At 71.2% G+C, this 21,138-nt stretch carries 21 protein-coding genes; 9 read left to right on the top strand and 12 right to left on the bottom strand.

The features are described from left to right. Positions 1-4: 4 nt before the first annotated feature. The 6 genes from tsaE to RAH39_RS06530 are packed head-to-tail and all read right to left on the bottom strand — an operon-like array spanning position 5 to position 5,106. The gene (tsaE, locus tag RAH39_RS06555; RefSeq protein WP_306592009.1) at positions 5-439 is read right to left on the bottom strand and encodes a tRNA (adenosine(37)-N6)-threonylcarbamoyltransferase complex ATPase subunit type 1 TsaE; all 435 of its coding nucleotides are present in this window, start codon (positions 437-439) and stop codon (positions 5-7) included. Then, positions 432-1,823, bottom strand: a complete 1,392-nt coding sequence (locus tag RAH39_RS06550; RefSeq protein WP_306592008.1) for an NAD(P)H-hydrate dehydratase — start codon at positions 1,821-1,823, stop codon at positions 432-434. The genes tsaE and RAH39_RS06550 overlap by 8 nt, the downstream gene beginning before the upstream one ends. Then, positions 1,820-2,401: a phosphoribosylglycinamide formyltransferase gene (locus RAH39_RS06545; RefSeq protein ID WP_306592007.1), complete on the bottom strand. Its 582-nt coding sequence runs from the start codon at positions 2,399-2,401 to the stop codon at positions 1,820-1,822. The genes RAH39_RS06550 and RAH39_RS06545 overlap by 4 nt, the downstream gene beginning before the upstream one ends. Beyond that, the gene (gene pta / locus RAH39_RS06540; RefSeq protein WP_306592006.1) at positions 2,398-3,402 is read right to left on the bottom strand and encodes a phosphate acetyltransferase; all 1,005 of its coding nucleotides are present in this window, start codon (positions 3,400-3,402) and stop codon (positions 2,398-2,400) included. Before pta ends, RAH39_RS06545 begins: the two co-directional genes overlap by 4 nt. Beyond that, positions 3,399-3,761: a hypothetical protein gene (locus RAH39_RS06535; protein WP_306592005.1), complete on the bottom strand. Its 363-nt coding sequence runs from the start codon at positions 3,759-3,761 to the stop codon at positions 3,399-3,401. Before RAH39_RS06535 ends, pta begins: the two co-directional genes overlap by 4 nt. Before the next feature lie 22 nt (positions 3,762-3,783). Further along, positions 3,784-5,106, bottom strand: a complete 1,323-nt coding sequence (locus tag RAH39_RS06530) for an aldehyde dehydrogenase family protein (RefSeq protein WP_306592004.1) — start codon at positions 5,104-5,106, stop codon at positions 3,784-3,786. A gap of 136 nt (positions 5,107-5,242) precedes the next feature. Here RAH39_RS06530 and RAH39_RS06525 point away from each other — a divergent pair, with 136 nt between their 5' ends. Continuing rightward, a complete protein-coding gene (locus tag RAH39_RS06525) occupies positions 5,243-5,431 on the top strand; it encodes a hypothetical protein (protein WP_306592003.1) in 189 nt (62 codons plus the stop codon). Between the two features lie 8 nt (positions 5,432-5,439). Here the strand turns inward: RAH39_RS06525 and RAH39_RS06520 are convergent, their stop codons facing one another. Together RAH39_RS06520 and RAH39_RS06515 are read right to left on the bottom strand one after the other, a co-directional pair. After that, on the bottom strand, positions 5,440-6,750 hold the full coding sequence (locus RAH39_RS06520) for an MgtC/SapB family protein (protein ID WP_306592002.1): 1,311 nt from the start codon (positions 6,748-6,750) through the stop codon (positions 5,440-5,442). Positions 6,751-6,775: 25 nt separating this feature from the next. Then, entirely contained in the window at positions 6,776-7,249 is a 474-nt protein-coding gene (locus RAH39_RS06515) for a hypothetical protein (RefSeq protein WP_306592001.1), read from the bottom strand. 83 nt (positions 7,250-7,332) lie between these two features. On the opposite strand from RAH39_RS06515, the gene bshC reads away from it, so the two are divergent. The 7 genes from bshC (at position 7,333) to ftsW (ending at position 15,829) form a co-directional block, all read left to right on the top strand. Beyond that, positions 7,333-8,520 (top strand): bacillithiol biosynthesis protein BshC, encoded by a 1,188-nt coding sequence (gene bshC / locus RAH39_RS06510; protein WP_306592000.1) that lies wholly within the window; start codon positions 7,333-7,335, stop codon positions 8,518-8,520. Further along, positions 8,517-9,233, top strand: a complete 717-nt coding sequence (gene bshB1 / locus RAH39_RS06505; protein WP_306591999.1) for a bacillithiol biosynthesis deacetylase BshB1 — start codon at positions 8,517-8,519, stop codon at positions 9,231-9,233. The genes bshC and bshB1 overlap by 4 nt, the downstream gene beginning before the upstream one ends. 1 nt (position 9,234) lies before the next feature. Beyond that, complete coding sequence (gene tilS / locus RAH39_RS06500) at positions 9,235-10,218, top strand: tRNA lysidine(34) synthetase TilS (protein ID WP_306591998.1); 984 nt, start codon at positions 9,235-9,237, stop codon at positions 10,216-10,218. 57 nt (positions 10,219-10,275) lie between these two features. Then, on the top strand, positions 10,276-12,189 hold the full coding sequence (gene ftsH, locus RAH39_RS06495) for an ATP-dependent zinc metalloprotease FtsH (protein WP_306591997.1): 1,914 nt from the start codon (positions 10,276-10,278) through the stop codon (positions 12,187-12,189). Then, positions 12,186-13,004 carry a dihydropteroate synthase gene (folP, locus tag RAH39_RS06490; RefSeq protein WP_306591996.1) on the top strand — a complete coding sequence of 273 codons (819 nt, stop codon included), beginning with the start codon at positions 12,186-12,188 and terminating at the stop codon, positions 13,002-13,004. Before ftsH ends, folP begins: the two co-directional genes overlap by 4 nt. 55 nt (positions 13,005-13,059) lie before the next feature. Continuing rightward, on the top strand, positions 13,060-14,379 hold the full coding sequence (glmM, locus tag RAH39_RS06485) for a phosphohexomutase domain-containing protein (protein ID WP_306591995.1): 1,320 nt from the start codon (positions 13,060-13,062) through the stop codon (positions 14,377-14,379). Positions 14,380-14,710: 331 nt separating this feature from the next. After that, on the top strand, positions 14,711-15,829 hold the full coding sequence (gene ftsW / locus RAH39_RS06480) for a putative lipid II flippase FtsW (RefSeq protein WP_306591994.1): 1,119 nt from the start codon (positions 14,711-14,713) through the stop codon (positions 15,827-15,829). Here ftsW and RAH39_RS06475 read toward each other — a convergent pair. Then, complete coding sequence (locus tag RAH39_RS06475; protein ID WP_306591993.1) at positions 15,821-16,948, bottom strand: TIGR03936 family radical SAM-associated protein; 1,128 nt, start codon at positions 16,946-16,948, stop codon at positions 15,821-15,823. The two genes, ftsW and RAH39_RS06475, sit on opposite strands and share 9 nt — an antisense overlap. Before the next feature lie 373 nt (positions 16,949-17,321). Here RAH39_RS06475 and RAH39_RS06470 point away from each other — a divergent pair, with 373 nt between their 5' ends. Continuing rightward, positions 17,322-18,044 carry a protein kinase family protein gene (locus tag RAH39_RS06470; protein WP_306591992.1) on the top strand — a complete coding sequence of 241 codons (723 nt, stop codon included), beginning with the start codon at positions 17,322-17,324 and terminating at the stop codon, positions 18,042-18,044. On the opposite strand, the gene RAH39_RS06465 is transcribed toward RAH39_RS06470, so the two are convergent. The 3 genes from RAH39_RS06465 to RAH39_RS06455 are packed head-to-tail and all read right to left on the bottom strand — an operon-like array spanning position 18,019 to position 21,058. Beyond that, positions 18,019-18,594: a peptidylprolyl isomerase gene (locus RAH39_RS06465; RefSeq protein WP_306591991.1), complete on the bottom strand. Its 576-nt coding sequence runs from the start codon at positions 18,592-18,594 to the stop codon at positions 18,019-18,021. The two genes, RAH39_RS06470 and RAH39_RS06465, sit on opposite strands and share 26 nt — an antisense overlap. A 35-nt stretch (positions 18,595-18,629) precedes the next feature. Continuing rightward, complete coding sequence (locus tag RAH39_RS06460; RefSeq protein WP_306591990.1) at positions 18,630-20,408, bottom strand: tetratricopeptide repeat protein; 1,779 nt, start codon at positions 20,406-20,408, stop codon at positions 18,630-18,632. Next, positions 20,405-21,058 carry a response regulator gene (locus tag RAH39_RS06455; protein WP_306591989.1) on the bottom strand — a complete coding sequence of 218 codons (654 nt, stop codon included), beginning with the start codon at positions 21,056-21,058 and terminating at the stop codon, positions 20,405-20,407. Before RAH39_RS06455 ends, RAH39_RS06460 begins: the two co-directional genes overlap by 4 nt. Between the last annotated feature and the right edge of the window lie 80 nt (positions 21,059-21,138).

The following is a 21,138-nucleotide window of genomic DNA, read 5'->3' as shown; positions in this document are numbered from 1 at the left end:
TCCATCATCGCCCTTCCCCTCGGACAGGCAGTGTCCATTCCGCGCGCCGGCCCCCGGCCTGCGGCGTCAGAGCCAATTCCGCCACCCAGTCCGTGGGCCACGGCCCTTCTGCGCCCGCCCATTCCACAACCAGGCGATCCGAACCTTCCAGGGTCTCTTCAAGGCCGAGGGACCAGGCTCCGGAAGGGCCGGGGCGATAGAGATCGAGGTGGAAAAGCCGACCGCCGGGATGCGGGTAGCGGTGGAGGACGGCATAGGTGGGCGACGCCACATCGTCGGGATCGCCCCCCAGCCCCTTCAGGAACCCGCGGGTCCAGGTGGTCTTCCCCGCGCCCAACTCCCCCCGGAGAAGCCAGGTCCCGCCCGGTGGCGTGAGCGCCGCCAGGCTTTCGCCCAGCGCTTCCGTGGCCGCGTCGTCCGGAAGGAACCGCTCAGCCACGGAGCAGCTCCGGCAACCGATCCGCCACGTCCCGGGGAAGGAGCCCCGCCCCCGGCAGCCGGTCCGCCGCGGCGCCGTGGAACCAGACCGCCGCGGCGACAGCCTCCCGCATGGACAGCCCCTGGGCCCGGAACCCCGCCACCATCCCGGCGAGCAGGTCCCCGCTGCCGCCCGTGGCGAGGCCGGGATGGCCGGTGGAATTGATCCACAGTTCGTCCAGGTTCCCCCCCGCCACGACGCTCTGGGCGCCCTTGAGCAAGAGGACGCCCGGCTGACCTTCTCCCGCCCGACGCGCCTGGGCCAGCCGACCGTCCGTGCCTCCAGGAATCGGGGCGCCGAACAGCCGTGCGAATTCTCCGGGATGGGGGGTGATGGCGGTATCAGGGCGGGCCATCCATCGGGATCCCGCGCCTTCGCCAAGGGCGGAGGCGTCCACCACCAGGGGACCGCTCCAGTCGGGCACCACGGGAATGCCACCCGGCCCCACCAGGAGGACGTCGGCTCCCGCGGGCACCGCGCCGCGCCAGGCCCGCACCATCGCCTCGGGCACCTGGGCGGCGATCTCGGCGCGGACTTCCGGTTCCGACAGCACGGTGACGAGCCCGGCGCCCACCCGAAGGGCGCCGAGGGCGGCCAGGACCGCCGCGCCGCTCATCCCTTCGCTCCCCGCGCGGATGGCCACGTGGCCGAAGGTGCCCTTGTGCGAGTTCCAGGCGCGGGCCGGAAGGGTTGGCCGCTCCAGGAGGCGGATCCGCCCCGCAGGTTCGGCGTCCAGCGGGAGCGCCACCCGCGTGATCTCGCCGCACAGCAGCCGGGCGGGCAGCAGGCCGTGGCAGATTTTGAAAGCCCCGAAACAGGCGGTACGCGTGGCCCGCATCACCTCGCCGCTCACATCCGCCGACGAGGGATCCAGGCCGGAAGGCAGGTCGAGGGCCAGCACCGGCAGGCCGCTGTCATTCACCGCCCGCGCCCAGGCCGCCGCGATTCCTTCCAGGGGCCGCGCGCCCAAGCCGAAGAGGCCGTCCACGACCCAGCCCCGCCAACCTTTTACGACTTCGAGGGGTTCCGACGGCGCTTCCACCGTACCGCCGAGCCCTTTCCACAGCCGGGCCTGGAGGGCGGCGTCACCCTTCCATCCGGAGGAGCCGGTGAGACCCCACACGGAGACCTGCCTTCCCTGGAGACGGGCCAGCCGCGCCAATGCGAGCGCATCGCCGCCGTTGTTCCCCGGCCCCGCCAGCACATGGATGGGTTCGCCCGGCGGAAGGAGGGCCAGGGCACCCAGAGCGGCGTGCTCCTGGAGCACCAGGGATGAAATTCCCCACCGCTCGATGGCGCGGCGTTCCGCGGCCCGCATCTCGTCGGCAGTGAGGAGGGGAATCATTCCGACAGTTTAAGGTAGGCCGCCAGAGCCCTCGGGTACAGCGCCATCTCCGCCGCGTAGACACGTTTCTGGAGATCCTCCGGCGTGTCGCCGGGAAGGACGGGCACGGCTTCGGCATCCAGGATGCGGCCCCGGTCGTACTCGCCGTCCACCACATGGACCGTGGCTCCCGACTCACCTTCGCCCGCGGCCAGCACCGCCCGGTGGACGTGCATTCCGTACATGCCAGGGCCGCCGAACTGGGGGAGCGGTCCCGGATGGATGTTGAGGATCCGCCCTTCCCAGCGGGCCGGCACCGCCAGCTTCTTCAGCCAGCCGCAGAGGCAGATGACCTCCGCGCCCGCCGCCTCCGCCGCCCGGTAGCAGGCGTCGGAGAAGGCCTCGTCCGAATCGAAGTCCTTCCGCGCCACGACGACGGTCGGCAACCCCTCCGCCTCCAGCCGCGCCACGCCCGCGGCCTTCGCGGTGGACGCGAGGCCCAGCACGGGCAGCGCGGGGACGCGGCCCTCGCGGCACGCCCTGAGCAGGTTCAGGGCGTTGCCGCCGGTACCGGAGATGAAGAAAGCGACGCGCTTCACTGAAGGGCCGTGAGGACCACCGTATCGGCGATGTCCTGAGCGCTGCAGCCCCGGCTCAGGTCGTTCGCGGGCCTGGCCAGGCCCTGGAGGAAGGGCCCGATGGCGGCGCAGCCGCCCATGCGCTCCGCGATCTTGTAGGAGATGTTGCCGGCGTCCAGATCGGGGAAGACGAGGACGTTGGCCCGGCCGGCCACGGCGGAACCCGGGGCCTTGCGCTGGCCCACGGAGGGCACGAGGGCGGCGTCGGCCTGGAGCTCGCCATCCACGGCGAGGTCGGGGGCCTTCTCCTTCAGGATGGCGAGGGCTGCGCGCACCTTGTCCACGCGGGGGTGCTCGGCGGAGCCGCGGGTGGAGAAGTTCAGGAGCGCCACGCGGGGCTCCACGCCCATGACGCTGCGGGCGTTCCCGGCGGCGGCCAGGGCGATGTCGGCCAGCTGCTCGGGGGTGGGATCGGGCACCACCGCGCAGTCGGAGAACAGGACGGCGCCCTGCTCGCCGAAGGCCGCGTCGGGGTGGATCATCAGGAAGAAGCTGGAGACGGTCTTGATGCCCTTGGCGGCGCCGATGGCCTGAAGGCAGGCCCGCACGGTCTCGGCGGTGGTGTTGAGGGCGCCCGCCACCATCCCGTCGCAGTGGCCGTTCTGCACCAGCATCGCGCCGAACCACAGGGGATTGTGGACGGCTTCGAGCGCCTGAGCCTCGCTGACGCCCTTGGCCTTGCGGCGCTCATAGTAGGCGCCGGCCAGCTCCTGGAGGAGGGGACTGGCGGCGGGATCCACCATCTCCGCGCCCTTCAGGGAAAGGCCCAGGCTCGCGCCACGAGCCACCATGTCCGCGGGATCGCCGAGGATGGTGAGGCGGCACAGGCCCTGGTCGAGCAGGAGCTGGGCGGCCTGGAGCGTGCGGTCGTCCCGGCCCTCGGGCAGGACGATGTGGCGCTGGAGTTCCTTGGCGCGGGCGCGGAAGCGCTCCATCCAGTTCGCGTGGTTGGCGTGGGTCATGGATTCCTCCTGGAGTCGGACGGGGGGGTGGACGAAGGGGGCTCGCCGAGGAAATCCACGGCTTCCCGGCCCGTGCGCTCCCGGAAGGTCTCCGAGAGGCTGGGGGCGCCGGAACTGGGCTCGTCGAGGTAGAGGGTTTCGAGGCGGTGCATGGGGATGAACCGGGTGGCCAGGGCCACCTGGTCCGCTTCGCCGGTGCGCACGAGGGTCAGGATCTCCTCCCAGGGGGAGAGGTCCACGCCCCGGAGGGCGAAGCCGCTGGCGTCCAGATCCAGAAGCCGCCCCCACAGCCGCTCGCGGGGCGACTGGAGCAGGGCCACGACCAGGTCCCCGGGACGGAAGGGCAGCGCGCGAACCATGGTCAGCACTCCGGAAAGAGAATCACAGGGCGGGGCCTTCCACGATGAGGCGCCCTTCGGTGAAGCCCTCCATGGCCCACCCCGGCCCCTCGAACCCGTTTCCGCTGGCCTGGACGCCGCCGAAGGGCGCGGCGTCCAGCCGGAACGTGGGCGGAAGGTTGAGCAGGACGCCCCCTGCGCGAAACGTGGACGCGGCCAGCCGCAGGTGCCGCTGGTCCCGGCTGTAGGCGCTGGCCCGCAGTCCGAAGCGCGTGTCGGCGGCCCTCGCGAGGCCGTCGGCGAAGGTGTCCACGGGCGTCAGCACCGCCACCGGCGCGAAGACCTCTTCGCACTGGAGCGGATCGGTCTCGGGAACGCCCGTGAGGACGACCGGGGGCAGCAGGGCCCCCGCCCGCTCCCCCCGCAGCAGGACGCGGGCTCCCGCGGCCACGGCGCGGTCCACGCTCTCGTCCACCCGCCGGGCGGCGGCTTCGTCGATCAGCGGTCCCACCACCGTGGCGGGATCGAGGGGATCGCCCACGGGCAGGGCTTCCACCGCGGCGACGAAGGCCGGGGCGAAGGCGTCCCACAGGGCGCGATGCACGTAGATCCGCTGGGCCTTGGAGCAGCTCTGGCCGGCTCCGGCGACGGCGGCGGGCGCGAGCTGGCGGGCTACCGCCCCGGCGTCCACGCCCTCGTCCACCACCACGGCCCCGTTGCCGCCCAGCTCCAGCAGCAGGCGCTTGCCGGCGAGGGCCCGCTCCAGGTAGCGGCCCACCCGCTCGGAGCCGGTGAAGCTCACCGCCGCGATGCGCGGGTCCCGGGCCAGTTCCTCCGCCGCCGCGGGATCCGTGCCCAGCAGCTGGAGCAGATGGACTGGCGCCGCCACGGCGAGGCGCGCGGCCTCGAAGCTCTCCCACAGCAGGCGCGAGGTCTCCGGCGCCTGGGGCGAGGGCTTCCACAGGGCGCTGCACCCGGCCGCGAGGGCGGGCGCTAGTTTGTGGATCGCCAGGTTCACCGGAAAATTGAAGGGCGTGATGGCGAGGACGGGCCCCACGGGAAACCGCCGCAGGACTGCGCGGCACCCTTCGGCTCCAGCCATCAGGTCGTAGGGAACGGCCTGCTCTCCGAACGCCGCCACCACCTCCGCCGTGGCGCGCAAAGTGGCTTCCGCCCGCGCCACTTCGGCGCGGGCCAGGGTGATGGGCTTTCCGATCTCTTGGACGAGCAGGCGCGCCAGTTCCTCGCGGACGGCCCCGACCTGCTCCAGCCAGGCGTCGATGAGGCGACGGCGCTCCAGGCGGGAGGACTCCTTCCAGGCCTCGAAGGCCCGCTCCGCAGCCGCAGCTGTCCCGTCCAACGCCATCGCTCCCGTGCTCCCCATCGGTGGTCTGACCAGCCCCTGGCCACGTCCAGCTTAACCGACGGCTCCCCAGTCATCGTCACATCCGCTCCCGTCCGGCGGGGCTTTCGTGGGGTAGACTCGCTCCAGGAGTCCCCCCATGACCAAGCCCCTCGTCCCCGCCGATCTCCTGAAGAGCATCCAGGCGACGGACAAGCCGGTGGGAGGCGCCGCATCGGGCGCCAAACCCAAGCCGGCCTCCTCGCCCAAGCCCGCGGTCAAGGCTTCCACCAAGCCCCAGGGCAAGAGCGGCGTCGCCCACACGCGGATGAGCAACCGCGGCAAGTAGGGCGTTATCTAGAACGGAATGAGCGCCGCCGCCAGCGTGACGGCGAAGGAGACGGCGAGCACGGCCGTCAGGCGCAGGCCGAAGGCGCGTCCGCCGGAGATCCAGGCGAACCCCGCCTTGGCGAGGGTGCTGGCGCCGATGGCCAGCACGATGGCCAGGACGGCGGTGGCCGCCGGAAGGCCCACGGTCTTCACCTGGCTGCTCACGGCCAGGGTGATGGCCGTCTCCGACGCCACGCCGGACAGCGCGGCGGCGATCATCAGCCCGCGGTCCCCGAATTCCGTGCGGGCCGCGGCGGACACCAGCAGCATCGCCGCCAATGCCAAGCCCCAGGCCAAAGCCCGCTTCAGATGAAAGGGATTCCGCACGGGCACGGGATCGGCCTCGGCCTCCGGCGTGGCGTCCGTCCGCAGAATCCACCAGGCCGCCACCAGGAGCGAGCCCACCATGGCGGCCATGGGCACGAAGAGGGGGCGCAGGAGGGTCGCGCCGCCCACCACCCCCGCCAGCAACACGACGCGCATCCCCATCACCGCGCAGGCCAGCATCACCGCCACCTGCCCCGGCCCGCGGAGGGACGGATCCTCCTTCACCTGGCGGGAGAGGGAGATGGCCACCACCGTGGAACTCACCATCCCGCCCACGATGCCCGCCATCACCGCGCCGCGGCGGGCGCCCAGCGTGCGGTTCATGGCGTAGCCTCCGAAATCCGTGGCGGCCACCAGGGCCACCATCCAGCCGACCTTCTGTGGGGACAGCACGCCCCAAGGATCCAGCGCTCGCGACGGCAGCATCGGCAGGAGGATGGCGAACACCAGCAGCAACTGCATGGCGGCGTTCAGATCCTCGCGGTTCAGCCGGGGGATCCACGCCCGGAACCAGGGCTTAGAGAGGAGCAGCAGGGTGACGATGACCGTGACGGCCACCGCCAGGAGCGCGTCCCGGATGAGGAGCATTCCCAGCAGCGGCGCGGCCAGGGCGGCGATCTCCGTGGTGAGGCCGCGGCTCGCCACGGTGCTGCCGTGGTAGTAGAAAAGTCCGATCAGGAGGGCCGCGAAGGCCTGGACCGCGATGGGGAGCGCCAATCCCGAGCCGCCCACCTTGACGGACAGCCACCCCAACAGCGTCAGCAGCGCGAAGGTCCGCGCGCCCAGGCTGCCGCGGCTCTCCTCCAGTCGATCGGATTCGCGCCGGGCGGCTTCCTCCCGGCTGGCCAGGCTCCGCTCGAATCCGCTGCGCTCCCGCTCCAGGCCCATCATCAGGCCCAGGGCCACGGCCATGGCGGCTTCCTTCAGGGTGGACAGATCGAGGCTCAGCATGGGCGCTCCGCGGCCGGTCTATCGGTCAATCGGCCAGGTTCCAGGTGGACAGATGCGTGGTGCGGGTCAGGACGCCGGCGACGAGATCGGGAGCCGGCTTTCCGAAGGTCCGGACGTCGGCGCGGCCGGGCTCCGGGACGTGGACCACATGGACGGAGGCGCCGCCCGGGAAATCGGGATGTAGCGCCAGCGGGCGGGCCAGGGCGTCGAGATCCAGCTTGGCCAGCCAATTCGGCGGCAGGGAGGCCGTGCGGGCGCCGGGAATCAGCGCGCCCAGCTCGCGGGGCTGGAGGAGAACGAGGTGCCAACCCGATTCATCGCGGCCGCGCCAGCACAGGAAAGGAGGCAGGTTCTCGAACCCCACGCCGCCCTTTTCCACCTGGGGCCAACTTCGCAAAGAGGCCGCACCCGCCTCGTCCGCGGCTTGCATGGCGAGGGCGGCCAGGTCCGGAACGACCGGCGGGATCCAGGGCTCCAGGGGCTCCATCCCGTCGAGCATGGCAGATCGGGTAGGCTGGGGCCCATGCGTACGACGCCCCCGCGCGGATGGACCCCACCCCCAGCCCCCGCCGGAGGGCGCCCATGACGGCCCCTCCTCCCGCACCCCTTCCCGTCATCGCCACCGGCCAGCAGATCGGCGCCGGCTGGAGCCCGGCGCTGTCCGTCGCCAAGGCCCTCGCCGCCCTGGCGGAAGCCCGGCGCCGGGGAGCGCAGGCCGTCTACTGGCTGGCGGACGAGGACCACGACCGCGCGGAGGTGGCGTCGGTGGTGGGCCTGCGCGACGGCCGCCTGGCTCGCCACCGCTTCCGGTTCGACGCCCGCCTCGGCACCGCCACCGGCTGGCTCCCCTGGACCCCCGGGCACCAGGCCGAAGCCGAGGGCCTGTGGGGTCCCTTGCCTCCACCTGCCGAACCCACGCTGCGGGGACATGCTCTCGCCTTGGGCCGTCCACTGTGGGACCGCGGGCTGCGCCCCTTCTCCCCCACCGATCCCGCGGTGCGCGGCGCCATCCAGTCCGAATTGGAGCGCTGGCGGGCCCTGGATCTGGAAGCCTGCCTGATCCGCCAGGCGGTGGCGCTGGAGGCGCTCCGCGCCCCGCTGCCGTTGGATCCCCGGGTCCAGGCCGCGTGGTTCTCCCTCGATCCGGCGACGGGCCGCCGCCAGCGGCTGGAGCGCGGGATGCCTCTGCCCAAGGGACAGTGGCTGAGCCCCGGCGCCGCCCTTCGGCCGCTGATGCAGTCCCTGCTCCTGCCTGTGGTGGCGGTGGTGCTGGGGCCTTCCGAGCGGGCCTACTGGCGCCTGTGCGAGCCCCTGTGGGACGTGGTGGGGCTGTCCGCGCCGGAGATCCTTCCCCGCCCCAGCGTGTTCGTGGTGCCCAAGGGGTTCCACGCGGCGCCGGGCCAGCTCGACGCGCTTCGGCTGGGCGCCTGGGACCGGCTTGCCTCCTGGACGGGAACCTTCCCGACGGAGACCCTTCCCGAGGCCGCGCCCGATCCCGCGTGGCCCGCCTCGCTCCAGGGCCGGTTCCGGCAGGAGCTCGCCCGCACGCGCCAGCGGCTGGCGAAGCTGGACCAGCGGCTGCACCGGCGGGCCGCGGAAGCAGCCGTGGGGGGCGATCCCGAGCGGCTGCGGCAAGCCCTCTTCCCCTTCGGCGCGCCCCAGGAACGGGTGATGCCCGGCGTGCCCTGGCTGCGGAACGGCGCCCTGCTCGACACCATCCTCGCCCGCATGGACGGCGCGGCGACCGTGATCCTGGTGGAGGAACCATGACTTCCGGCCTCGACATCCTCGCCCTCGGCGCCCATCCCGACGACGTGGAAGTGCACGTCGGCGGCCTCCTCGCCCTGGCCTCGGACCGGGGGATGAAAGCCGGCATCCTGGATCTCACCAGCGGTGACCTGGGCACGCGCGGCACGCCGGAGACCCGGCGGAGCGAAGCGGAGAAGGCGGCGGCCATCCTCGGCGTCTCACGCTGGGTCATGGACTTCCCCGATGGCCGCTTCACCGAGGAGGGCACCTACCGCGTGCGGCTGATGGCGGAGATCCGGCGCCTGCGGCCGCGGGTGATGATCCTGCCGGCCCCCGAGGACCGGCATCCCGACCATCGGCGCGCCCATCGGCTGGCTCGCGAAGCGGCCTACTGCGCCGGGCTGAAGAACTATCCCTGCGACGGCGAGCCCTGGCGGCCCGAGGCCCTAGCCTGGGTGGGCGGCGAGAACCCCGGCCGCCCCGACCTCCTGGTGGACGTCACCGCGACCTGGGAACGGCGGATGGCCGCCCTCGACGCCTTCGGCAGCCAGTTCGCCCCCGACCCCTCCCAGCCCGCCACGCGCATCGCCCATCCGGCCTTCCGCCGGGGCGTGGAGGGCCGCGCCATGCACTGGGGCTCGCTCCGGATGTGCGACTGGGCCGAGGCCCTGTGGTGCGACCGGCCCGTGCCCGGGGCCCTCCTTGAGCTGGTGGCCGCTCTCGAAAGGCCCTGAGGTGAACCGCCTCGAAGCCGATCTCCTCGCCCAGATCCGCCGCCGCGGCGATGGCGTGGGCGGGCGGGTGCTGGTGGCCTGTTCCGGCGGAGGAGATTCGGTGGCGCTCCTGGTGCTCCTATGGTCGCTGCGGAAGAGCCTGGGGCTGGATCTGGCGGTGCTCCACGCGGACCACGGCCTCCGGCCCGAATCCCCCGCCGATGCGGAGGCCGTCCGCGGACTCTGCCGCGCCCTCGATCTGGATCTGGCGGAGGCCTCCCTCGGCGTGCAGGCCCACGCGGCAGAGCGGGGCATCGGGCTGGAGATGGCCGCCCGGGAGCTGCGCTGGGGCTGGTTCCGGCAGGAGGCCGAACGGGAGGGCGCCTGCGCCGTGGCCACGGGCCACACCCTGGACGACCACACGGAAACCGTCTTCCTGCGCCTGGCCCGGGGCGGCGGCCTGGGCTGCCTCCATCCGTTGGCGCCGCGCCAGGGCCTCCGCTGGTCGCCTCTGGCGGAACTCCGTCGGGCGGAGCTGCGCGCCTACCTGACGGCCCACCGCGTGCCCTGGCAGGAGGACGCCACCAACGCCGAGCCCTTCACCCCGCGAAACCGCTGGCGGCCCCTGCTGGAGGAGATCCGGCGGGAGGCGCCCGAACTGGACCGCCACCTGGTGGAAACGCACCGCCAGGCGGAGGAGGCGGAACAACTGGCCCAGGCGCTGGTGGCGGGATGGGAGGGCACCCGCTGGTCCGTAACGGAGGAAGCCGTCGCCCTCCGGCGGGAGCCCTGGAGCGAGCGCGACCTGCGCTGGACGCTGGATACCGCCTTCCGAAAGCTCGGCTGGCAAAGGGAAGCGGCCCTCCTCCGGGGACTGGCCCCCTGGCTCGCGGAGCGGGTGAATCGGGGGCGGAAAAGGGCGTCCTGGGGACATTTCTGTCTAAACCCCGAACCGAATGGCGAGTATGTGCATCTAAGACAGGACCCGCCGCCTTCCCGGGGCTAGTACACTGGAGGGCCACCGTGGGCTAGCGCCCCAAGGAGTCCCCCTTTGAATTCCATGATGAAGAGCGTTCTGGTCTGGCTGGGCATCATCGCCCTCCTGGTTTTGGCCTTCCGCCAGATCCCCCAGAACAGTCGCCAGATCGAGATTCCCTTCTCGACCTTCTATACGGAAGGTGTGGAGGGCAAGTACAAATCCGTGACGCTGTCGGGCTTCGACGTCGAAGGCACCTACAAGCAGCCGGAAAAGAACGCCAAGACCGGCGAGACGATCGAGAAGTTCCGGACGGTGGCGCCTCCCATGCAGGACCTGGGCAAGGTCATCCTCAGCTGGAAGACCGAAGGCCAGCTGGAGGAGTTCAAGGCCGCCAAGCCCAGCGAGAACAATTTCGCCTACGTCCTGATGTTCTGGGCGCCGCTGCTCGTCTTCGTGGTGCTGTGGTTCGTGTTCATGCGCCAGGCCCAGATGGGCGGCAACAAGGCCCTCAGCTTCGGCAAGGCCCGCGCCAAGGGGCTGTCCAGCAGCGCCAAGCGGATCACCTTCGCCGAGGTGGCCGGCTGTGACGAGGCCAAGGAGGAGCTGCGCGAGATCGTGGAATTCCTGAAGGACCCCGCCAAGTTCGTGAAGCTGGGCGGCAAGATCCCCAAGGGCGTGCTGCTGATGGGCCCTCCCGGGACCGGCAAGACCCTCCTCGCCCGCGCCATCGCCGGCGAAGCGAAGGTCCAGTTCTTCTCCATTTCCGGCTCCGACTTCGTGGAGATGTTCGTCGGCGTGGGCGCCAGCCGCGTCCGCGACCTGTTCGAGCAGGCGAAGAAGAGCGCCCCCTGCATCGTGTTCATCGATGAGATCGACGCCGTCGGCCGCCACCGCGGCGCCGGCCTGGGCGGCGGCCACGACGAGCGCGAACAGACCCTCAACCAGCTCCTGGTGGAGATGGACGGCTTCGAGGGCAACGAGGGCGTCATCCTCATCGCCGCCACGAACCGTCCCGACGTGCTCGATCCCGCCCTGCTCCGCCCCGGCCGCTTCGACCGGCGCGTGGTGGTGGACCGCCCCGACGTGAAGGGCCGCCACGAGATCCTGAAGGTCCACACCACGGACAAGATCCCCCTCAGCCCCGACGTGGAGCTGGATGTGATCGCCCGCGGGACGCCTGGTTTCGCCGGCGCGGATCTGGCCAACCTCTGCAACGAGGCCGCCCTCACCGCCGCCCGCGGGAACAAGAAATGGGTCGAGATGATCGACTTCGAGGAGGCCAAGGACAAGGTCTACATGGGGAGCGAGCGCCGCAGCCTCGTGATGACCGAAGAGGACAAGCGGATCACCGCCTACCACGAGGCCGGCCATACGGTCGTGGCCGCCGTCCTGCCCGACAGCGACCCCCTCCACAAGGTGACCATCATTCCCCGCGGCCGCGCCCTGGGCGTCACCTGGCAGCTGCCGCTCAAGGACCGCTACAACACCACGCGGGCCTACATGGAGAGCCGGATCGCCATCGCCATGGGCGGGCGCATCGCCGAGGAGATCTTCTTCAACCAGCTCAGCACCGGGGCCGCCAACGACATCCAGCAGGCCACGGACATGGCCAAGTCGATGGTCACGGAGTTCGGCATGAGCGACAAGCTGGGCCCGCTGAACTTCGGCGGCGGCCAGCACGAGATCTTCCTGGGCCGCGACTTCACCCAGCGCCGCGAGATCTCCGAAGAGACCTCCCGCCTCATCGACAGCGAAGTCCAGGACTTCGTCCTCCGCAACTACCGCCGCGCGAAGGAGGCCATCGAGGCCCACCGCCATCAGCTGGTGGCCATCGCCGAAGCGCTGCTGGTGCGGGAGACCCTCGACGGGTCCGACGTGGACATCCTGCTGAAGGGCGGCACCCTACCGCCTCCCAAGGCCGGCCGCCCCACCGCTCCCGCCACGGTGGAGGGGCACGCTCCGGACACGGGGCTCAACCCCGCCCTCAAGCCCGCGTGAGCTTTGAAGCTTTCGACTGGGGACCGCTCCTGACGGACGGTCCCCTTTTCATGGGCATCCTCAACCTGACGCCCGACTCTTTCAGCGACGGCGGCCGGTTCGAGGCTCCGGGCGCCGGCCTCGCCCAGGCCCGGGCCCTGATCGAGGCCGGCGCCCGCATGCTGGACCTGGGCGCGGAAAGCACCCGTCCCGGCGCCCGAACGGTGGATCCGGAGACCGAATGGAATCGGCTGGCGCCGGTCCTGGCGGAACTCTGCCGGGCCTTTCCCCACCTTCCCCTCAGCCTCGACACCCGCCATGCGGTCACAGCAGAGCGGGGGCTCGGCGAGGGCGCGGCCGTGATCAACGACGTCACCGGCTTTTCGGATCCGGCCATGCTGCGCTTGGCCGCTGACGCCGGCTGCGGCCTCATCGCCATGCGGAGCCGCCCCCAGGGCGAGGGCTTCCACATGCCCCCCTACGACGATCCAGGCCTCCGGGACGCCGAAGCGGCCATCGGCGAACTGCGGGTGCTCCGGGACCGCCTGGCGGCTGCGGGACTGACGCCCGATCGAGCCATTCTGGACCCCGGGTTCGGATTCGGGACCACGTTCCTAGAGGACCTCGCCCTGTGGGAGGCCCTCCCGGAGCTGCCCGCGGCCCTGGATTGGCCCGCGGACCGGTTCTGCATCGGGATCTCCCGGAAGCGGTTCCTCGCCGTCCGCGCCGGAACACCCGGCCTGCCCCCGCTCCAGCGGGATACCCTGACGGCCGAAGCCCACGCCGAGGCGCGAAACTGGGGCTACCGGATCTTCCGCACCCACGCCATGGCCTGAGGGCGCCGGCAAGCAACCGGATGAGCCCCCGGCGCGGGTGGGGTAATCTGGCGGAATGAGTCTTCGTTACTTCGGCACCGACGGCATCCGGGGCGTCGCCCTGCAATCCCCCCTGACGCTGGACGAGGTCGTCCGCTGGGGTTCCGCGTGGGCGCGGGTGGCCCGGGAAGCCGGCGTGGAGCGCCTGGTGCTGGGATGGGATCCCCGATCGAGTTCGGAGCCCCTGGCAGAGGCCTTCCGCCGCGGTGTGGGCGACGGGATCGAGATCCTCTCCCTGGGCATGGCACCCACGCCCGCCGTGGCCTGGACGGTGGCGCGGCTGAGCGCGGAAGGCGCCCGCACCTGGGGCCTGATGATCTCCGCCAGCCACAATCCCCCCGCGGACAACGGGCTGAAGGGCTTCAACGAACTGGGCGAGAAGCTGGAAGAGGATCAGGAACGGGCCATCGAAGCCGCGTTCGAGCTCGCGCCGGCAGTGACAGCGACACCCGCCGCCCCTCGCCCCCTGGACCTCGGTCCCTACCTGGCCCACCTCGTCGGAATCGATCTGCCGGAGGACTTCCGCGCCGTCATCGACTGCGCCCATGGCGCCACTGCCGAAGCGGCCCCCAGGCTGTTCCGCGGAGGCCGAATCCGCTGGCTGGGCGTCCCCGCCGATGGCCCCCGGATCAACGTGGGGGTGGGCTCCACGCACCTGGAGGCCCTGGCCGCCGCCGTGGTGGCCGACGGCGCGCAGCTGGGCATCGCCTTCGACGGCGACGGCGACCGCTGCCTGATGGTGGATGCCCAGGGTCAGGTCGTGGATGGCGATCAGATGGTGTGGCTGTTGGCCCAGGATCGCGTGGCCCATGGGGACGCGCCCGAGGGCGTGGTCGGCACCCTGATGACCAACGGCGGACTCCCCCAGGCACTGGCGGAAAAGGGCGTCGCCTTCGCCCGCACGCCCGTGGGCGACAAGTTCCTGCTGCGGGAGATGGCGAAACGGGGATGGGATCTGGCCGCGGAAGCGTCGGGCCACCTCATCCAGAAGCGCGTGGGACCCAGCGGCGACGGCCTCGCGGCGGGCCTCGCCATCCTCCGCGCCCTGCTGCACCGCCCCGCGGATCGCCGCTGGGACTGGACCTTCCGCTCCTGGCCCCAGCGCCTGGTCAACCTCCAGGCCCAGGACCGCAAAGCGGTGGAGGCCTGCGCGGATCTCGGCTCCGCCATGGCCGCCATCGACGCCCGGTGGGGCGACGGCGTCCGCCAGGTGGTCCGCTGGTCCGGCACCGAACCCAAGCTCCGCCTGATGGTGGAGGCCCGCGAGGCCGCCTGGGTGGACCAGGCCCTTCTCGAACTCGAATCCGCGGCCCGCCGCGATCTGGCGCTGATCTAGGAGCGCATCCAAGTAATCGATAGGGGCTGCATTGATGGCAAAGGGCATTCAGGCAAGGAAGCGGGCGCAGGGCGGTGAGGGGTCACCGTTCAAGGCCGATGACGCAGCATGGATGCCCTTTGCCATCAACCCTTCGGGCAGAGGTGGCAGCCGTCGGGATGCTGCGTCAAGCTCCTCGACCTTGGGTCCACCAAGGCCTCCAGCTCACGGCACGCAGTGTGTGCCTTCCACTCGCCTGCGGCTCGTGGAGCCGGAGCCTCCATCGCTTTCCTTGCCTCCCTCGGCTGGCACCTCTGTGCAGCCCCCACCCATTACTTGGAGGCACTCCTAGATGCCCGCCGACGTGCGGCGCCCCGTCGACCGCTGGCTGGTGCTCTTCGCCCTGACGCTGGTGGCGGTGGGGATGGTGTGGATCTACTCCGCCTCCGCCATCAAGGCCTCCCAGAACCACGCGGCGGCCACCGCCTTCCTCACCCGCCAGCTCGTGGGCGGCGGGATCGGGATCGCGTTCATGCTGGCCCTCTCCCAGGTGGACCTGGCTTCGCTCCAGGACCATCCCCGCCCGCTGCAGATCGCCTACGGGATCCTGGTGGTCCTGCTGCTGTCGGTGCTCTTCTTTGGACCGAAGATCAACGGCGCCCACCGCTGGATCCGCCTCGGGCCTCTCAGCGTCCAGCCGTCGGAGCTGTTCAAGCCGCTGTCCGTGCTGATCGCCGCCGGCTGGATGGTGCGCCACCGCGAGGTGTGGTCCCACCGGCGGGACGCGCTGCCGAAGCTGCTGGGCCTCGCGGGAATCATGATCGTGCCGCTCGCGCTGATCCTGCGGGAGCCGGATTTCGGGACCACCTTCCTCATCGTGTTCGTCGCGCTGATGGTCGTGTTCCTGGGTGGGGCGCCCAAGTGGATCTTCGCCGTGGCGATCCCCATCCTCGGCGCCCTGGGCACGGCCTTCGTGGTGCTGTCGCCCTACCGCCTGGCGCGCGTGACCAGCTTCCTCAATCCCGCCGCCGATCCCCTGGGCAAGGGCCACCAGGCCCTCCAGAGCCTCGTAGCCGTGGGCAGCGGCGGCTTCATGGGCGTGGGACTCGGCGGTGGGAAGCAGAAGCTGTTCTTCCTGCCCGAGGCCCACACGGACTTCATCTACGCGGTGATCGGCGAGGAGGCCGGACTGGTGGGCACGGTGGCGATCCTCGCCCTGTTCATCGCCATCCTGTGGCGCGGCTACCGCATCGCCCGCCGCGTGGGCGACGCCTACCTGAAGCTGTGCGCCATGGGCTTCGTGCTGCTGCTGGTGGTCCAGGCGCTGATGAACATGAGCGTGGTCCTGTCCCTGGCGCCCAACAAGGGTATCCCCCTGCCCTTCATTTCCTTCGGCCCCAACAGCCTCATCGCCAGCCTCATCTGCCTCGGGCTGCTGCTGTCCATCAGCAAGGAAGCGGGATCAGCCTAGGCGGATCGGCTCGTCGTCGTCCTCGTCCACGAGGGTGATGTTCGAGCCCCCGGCGAGCAGCACGGCGTCCTCGTACATGTTCTTCAGCTTGGGCTCGAAGCGCTCGGCCCGCGCCAGCCGCGGATCCGGCTTGAGGTCCGTGGACACCCGCACCAGCCCCCACAGCGTCTCCGGCTCCAGGCCCAGGATGGCCGCGTGCCACTTCAAGGGATTGGCGGCGTCGGCTTCCGCCGCCCGGGTGGTGGTGAGAAGGACGTTCCCCTCCCAACGGAGGCCGATCATCAGGGGACGCAGGTCCACCTGCTTGGCCTGTTTCCGGCCGTCGACCTTTCCTCCCTTTTCCCACAGCCAGACCGGCGCGGCGAGAAAGGCCTCCGTGCGGCTGCGGACCGCTTCCATCCGCTCCGGCGGACAGACCCAGGACCAGTGGAACGCCTCCGCCAACTCGCCGAGAGGAGAAGCATAGGCGGGATGCGGTTCCCATCCGTGGACGCGCAGGCCCTCCGGCAACCGGGCGTTCAGCCGGGCCGTGAACGACTGCGCCGAACCGGGCGGATCGACGCGGAGAACGAGTTCGATCCACTCGCACCGTCCCCCCGCGCCCGCCGGCAGCGGGAGTTCCACCCGGAGCAGGGGACGGGGGCGCTTCCCGAGGTCCAGGGCCAGCGAGAAGCCCTCCAGGCGGAGGGCGCGGAGAAACAGCGCCTGAAGATCGCCGTCGTCGAAATCGAGGGCCGGGGCCTCCTTGGCGTAGGCCAGACGGATGGACGTCCGCCGGCCGTCCAACTGCCAATGGGCTTCGCGCCGCGCCTGGGCCTTGGCGGCGGGGGATTCCAACGCGGCGACGGCGGCCTTCACCGCGGCGGCGTCGCCGCCATCTCGCCGCCCGGCCTTCGCCAGGTCCAGCCCGTCTTCGGCGAGTTCCGCCGCGGCGAGCGCCGCCACGCAGGCCGCGAGATCCTCGCCCTCTCCCGCCAAAATCCGCCGCAGCGTCTGGAGCGGCGCGGGCTCCCGGCTCGCGCCCCGGGCCGCCATGGCGGCGAGGGCGGCCGCAAGCCGCGCCTGCCGGGCCAGGGCCTCGGCGGGAATGAAAACGGAATGGGGTGCGCACTCGTCCACGCTCCAGGATAGTGGGCCCATCGCGGGAGGAGCGCGGCGCGCAGGCAGAAATCGAGAAAGCGGAAAGCGCATTACCGGGGGAGCCGGATTCCGATTTCCACATCTGCTGTGGGAAGCGGCTGTGCAATCCGGGGGAATGCCTTCCAGTTCAAGCCACTTGGTTCCGTGCTGGATTTTGGTGGCAGGTGAGCCTTGCCTGGAACGAGGTGGGCAGCGGTTTCCGGCCTTCCCAAAGATGCTCCGGAAGAGAGGAATTCCTCCGGAACGGGGAAAGGGCGCGCGGGAAAAAAGGCCCTCTCGAGGTCGTCAGATCTTCTGGATCCCAAGGGGGGCTTTGCCTTCCCGGGCCGGGTCCGCCAAGCTGGTTCCCACCATGATCCACGACCCCTACATCATTCTTCCCCTCCCCGATTCCTGGCCCTACGATCCCGGCAGGTCCCTCCGCCCGCTCGGTTGCCGCATCAATCTGGAGCTGCCCGGCCTGGGCGGCGGATGGCGCGTCTGCACCCCGGGGGGAATGCCGCCCGTGGGCGACGCGGTTCCCCTGGAGGGCGCCCACGGCCGGGGCGGAATCCTCCGCGCGGGCGACACCGTCATGCGCCCCTACCGCCGCGGCGGGCTGCTGCGCCACATCAACGAGCGCACCTACCGCACCCACCTCCGCTTCGCCGCGGAGTACGCCGTCCACCGCGGGCTGTGGGAAGCGGGCTTCCCCACCGTCGAGCCCCTGGGCTATGCCTGGCGCCCCGTCCGCTTCGGCGTGGAGGGCGTCATGTTCACCCGCTGGGCGGAAGGCGACAGCTGGCCCCGGAACTGGGAGGTGGGCGTGACGCGGACGGATGTCCTCCGCCAGGCGATCGGGGCCCTGTGCGACTGGGGGTTGTGGTCCCCGGACCTGAACGCCACCAACATCCTGTTCCCGCCGGACGGGGGCATCCTGCTGCTGGATTGGGACCGCGCGCGGTTCGAGCCCCAGCCCTCGAACGGCGGCGAGGACCTGTGGCCCCGCTACCGCGCGCGGCTGGAGCGGAGCCTCCGCAAGCTGGGCGCGCCCGCGGAAACCCTCGCGGTCATTGGACCTGCGCGGCGTCCGTGATCACGATCGCCTGCACCGGCAGGTTGAGGAAATCGCTCCGCTTGTTGCTGGTCTTCACGGCCTTGATCCGGTCCACCACGTCCATGCCCTTGATGACCTTCCCGAATACGCAATAGCCCCAGGTCTTGTCGTTGGCCTTGCCCTTGAAATCCAGGGCCGGGTTGTCCACCACGTTGATGAAGAACTCGGCGGCGGCGCTGTGCGGGTCCGGCGTCCGGGCCATGGCCACGGTGCCGCGCTTGTTCTTCAGCCCCGCGGCCAGGGCGCGGTCGGCCTCATTGGGGATGGGTGCGTCCGTCCGCTTCTTCCCGAGGTAATCCACGTACCCGCCGCCCTGGATCATGAAGCCCGGAATGACGCGGTGGAAGATGGTGCCCTTGTACTGGCCCTTCTTCACGTAGCGGAGGAAGTTCTCCACCGTCTTGGGCGCCGCGTCCGGCTCCAGCTCCATCACGATGGTCCCGAGGGTGGTGGTGAGCTTCACCTGAGGCTTGGCCTGGAGGCAGAGGGCGACCAGGGACAGGGCGAGGGCGATCAGGGGGCGGCGCATCGGTCTCTCCGGAGGGGATCCTCCAGGATACCGCCTCAATAGGCGCCGAGACTCCGGGCGAGGGCATCGCGCTGCCCCTTGAAGCCCTGCTCGTCCCGGGCGCCGCGGACCAGGGCCTTCGCCTCCTCCCGCTGCCCCAGCTTCAGCATCGACTCGGCGCGCATGAGCGCCACCCATCCCCGCTGGTCCGCCGCGGCGGGCTTGGGGGGGTAGAGGGCCAGGGCGCCCTTGGGATCGCCGTTCCGGAACCGCAGGTCCGCCACCAGGATGGCGAGGGGCTCCCGCGTGTCGCCCTTCTCGGGCGCGCGGGCCAGCCAGCCTTCGGCTTCCTTCAGCCGCTGGGCGCCGGTCTCGCCGGAGGCCAACGGACGCTCCAGCAGCCGGAGCACGGCCTTCACCCGCTCTCCGCCGGATCGCGCTCCGCCCAGGGCCGCCCGCAACTGGGGCCAATGCTCCTGGGCCGCCTCCGCGCGGGCCCGGGCCAGCGCCTCGTCCGGCGAATCGCCCCGAGGCGGCAGCAGCTTGATCACCGCCGCCGGATGGCCTTCCGGCTGCAGCTTGACGAGGACGGCCTTCCGCAGCGCCGGCCGGCCTTTCGCGGGCACTTCCGCGAGCAGCGCGGGGAGCGTCTCCACCAGCCCGGCCGAAGCCAGCAGTTCCGCCACGCCGGTGCGGGCCTTGGGTTCCAGCGCCGCGTAGGTGCCGGGCTTCAGCCGCGCCAGCAGTTCGCCGGCATAGCCCTTCTCCAGCCGCTGGGCCACCCACGCGCCCCAGGCGCCCTTCCACAGCGTCTTCACCTCGGGCTCGTCCTGGGTGGCGGAATCGAGGCGGTCCACCAGGTCCAGGGCCTCCTCCCACTGCTGCTTTCCCGTGAGGACGCGCAGTTCCACGATCTGGCCCAGGCCGCGGGGCACCTTGCGCCCGCCCTTGCGCACCTCCGCGAGGAGGGCTTCGGCGCTCGGCAGGTCCTTGGCCTCGGGAAGACTGCCGTCCGTGAGGAGATTCGCCAGGGCCAGCCGGGCGTCGTCCGCCTGGGACGTGGCGCCGTGATCCTTGATCAGCTTCTGCAGGACGGCCGCTGCGGCCTTCGCGTCCCCGGCGCGCCCCAGCATCTGCCCGTAGGCCAGTTCCACGCGCGGGGCCAGGGGGCTCTTGGGATAGAGGTTCCGGAAGGAGTTGCGGCTGCCTTCGGTCTGGGACCGCTCTCCGGAAAGGGCGAGGATCTCGGTGATGGCGACCAACCCCTTTTCCGTGGGCTTCTCCTGCCCCTCCAGCGGCCGGAGCGACTGGACGATGGCCAGCCCTTCCCGGGGGCGGCCCTGCTCCGCGAGGGTCCACAGCAGCAGCTCCTGCGCCTTCCGCTTGCGCTCGGAGGGGATGTCGGACGCGAGGGCGCGGTGGAGCCGACCCTCGGCTTCCTTGAAGCGGCGCTGGTCGACGGCTTCCTCCGCCAGCAGCGTCTGGGCCTCCCCCATGAACGGGGAATTGGGCCACTGGCGCTCCAGCTTCCGCAGCGCCACCGCCGCTCCGCTGAGATTGCCCAGCCGGGCCTCCAGCATGCCCTGGGCGTAGAGCACCAGCTCGCGCTCGGGCACCTTGCTGGACTTGAACGTGTGGTCCTTGAGACGCGCCAGCAGCCCGCGGATGGCCGCGGGATCCTCGGCCCGGAGGGCCTCCTTGGCCAGTTCCCCGATCTCGGCATCCGTCATCCGCTTGGGGCCCTTGGAGGCCGGGGGCGCGGCCTTGGGAGCCTCGTGCTGCGCCGCCAGCGAGAGCGCGGCGACAAGCAGGACCGCGGCCGGCGGGAGCCTCATGCCAGCCATCGCGACAGGAGATTCCGCTTTCCCTGCTCGAACTCCTCGTCCGACAGGAGCCCCTTGGCCTTGAGCGCCGCCAGCCGCTCCAGGTCCGCCAGGGGATCGGGCTTTTCGGCGGCGGCTTCCGTGGGCGTGATGCGGTTCGCCAGGATCTCCATCCGGCCCAGAGTCGTCTCAAGGCGCTCGGCCCGCTCCGTCAGGACCCGCACCTTCTCCCGTAGTTCGTCGCGCTCGTGGGCCAGGGCCCGGCGCTCCATGAGGCGGCGGAGCGTGTTGCGGAACTGGTCGATCTGCATCGGCTTGGTGACGAAGTCGAAGGCGCCCAGCTCCATGGCCTCCGTGGCCTCGCGCACGCTGCCGAAGCCCGTGAGCAGCAGGACCGTGCAGCTCGGATTGGTGTTGAGCGCCACGCGCAGGACGTCCATCCCCGATTTGCCCGGCATTACCAGATCGGTGATCACCAGGTCGAAGGGGGGCTTGGCGGACCGCAGCAGCCGCTCCGCCTCTTCGCCCGTGGCGGCGGTCACCACGTTGAATCCCTCGCCCATCAGCAGCGTGGACAGCGTCTCCCGGGGCACGGGATCGTCGTCCACCAGCAGGAGGCTCGGGGACGGGACGTGGGGGGGGACGATGGGACGGGGGCTCAAAGCGGAATCCTCGGATGGCGTGTCCCCATCTTGTCGGCCAAGACGCCCGGAGACTAGAGGTTGGGTCGTCCTGCCCGCCT

This window comes from Geothrix sp. 21YS21S-4 (genome assembly GCF_030845995.1).
GTDB lineage: Bacteria > Acidobacteriota > Holophagae > Holophagales > Holophagaceae > Geothrix.
The sequence above is the reverse complement of the archived record's forward strand: the minus strand, read 5'-3'. Positions and strand labels throughout refer to the sequence as shown.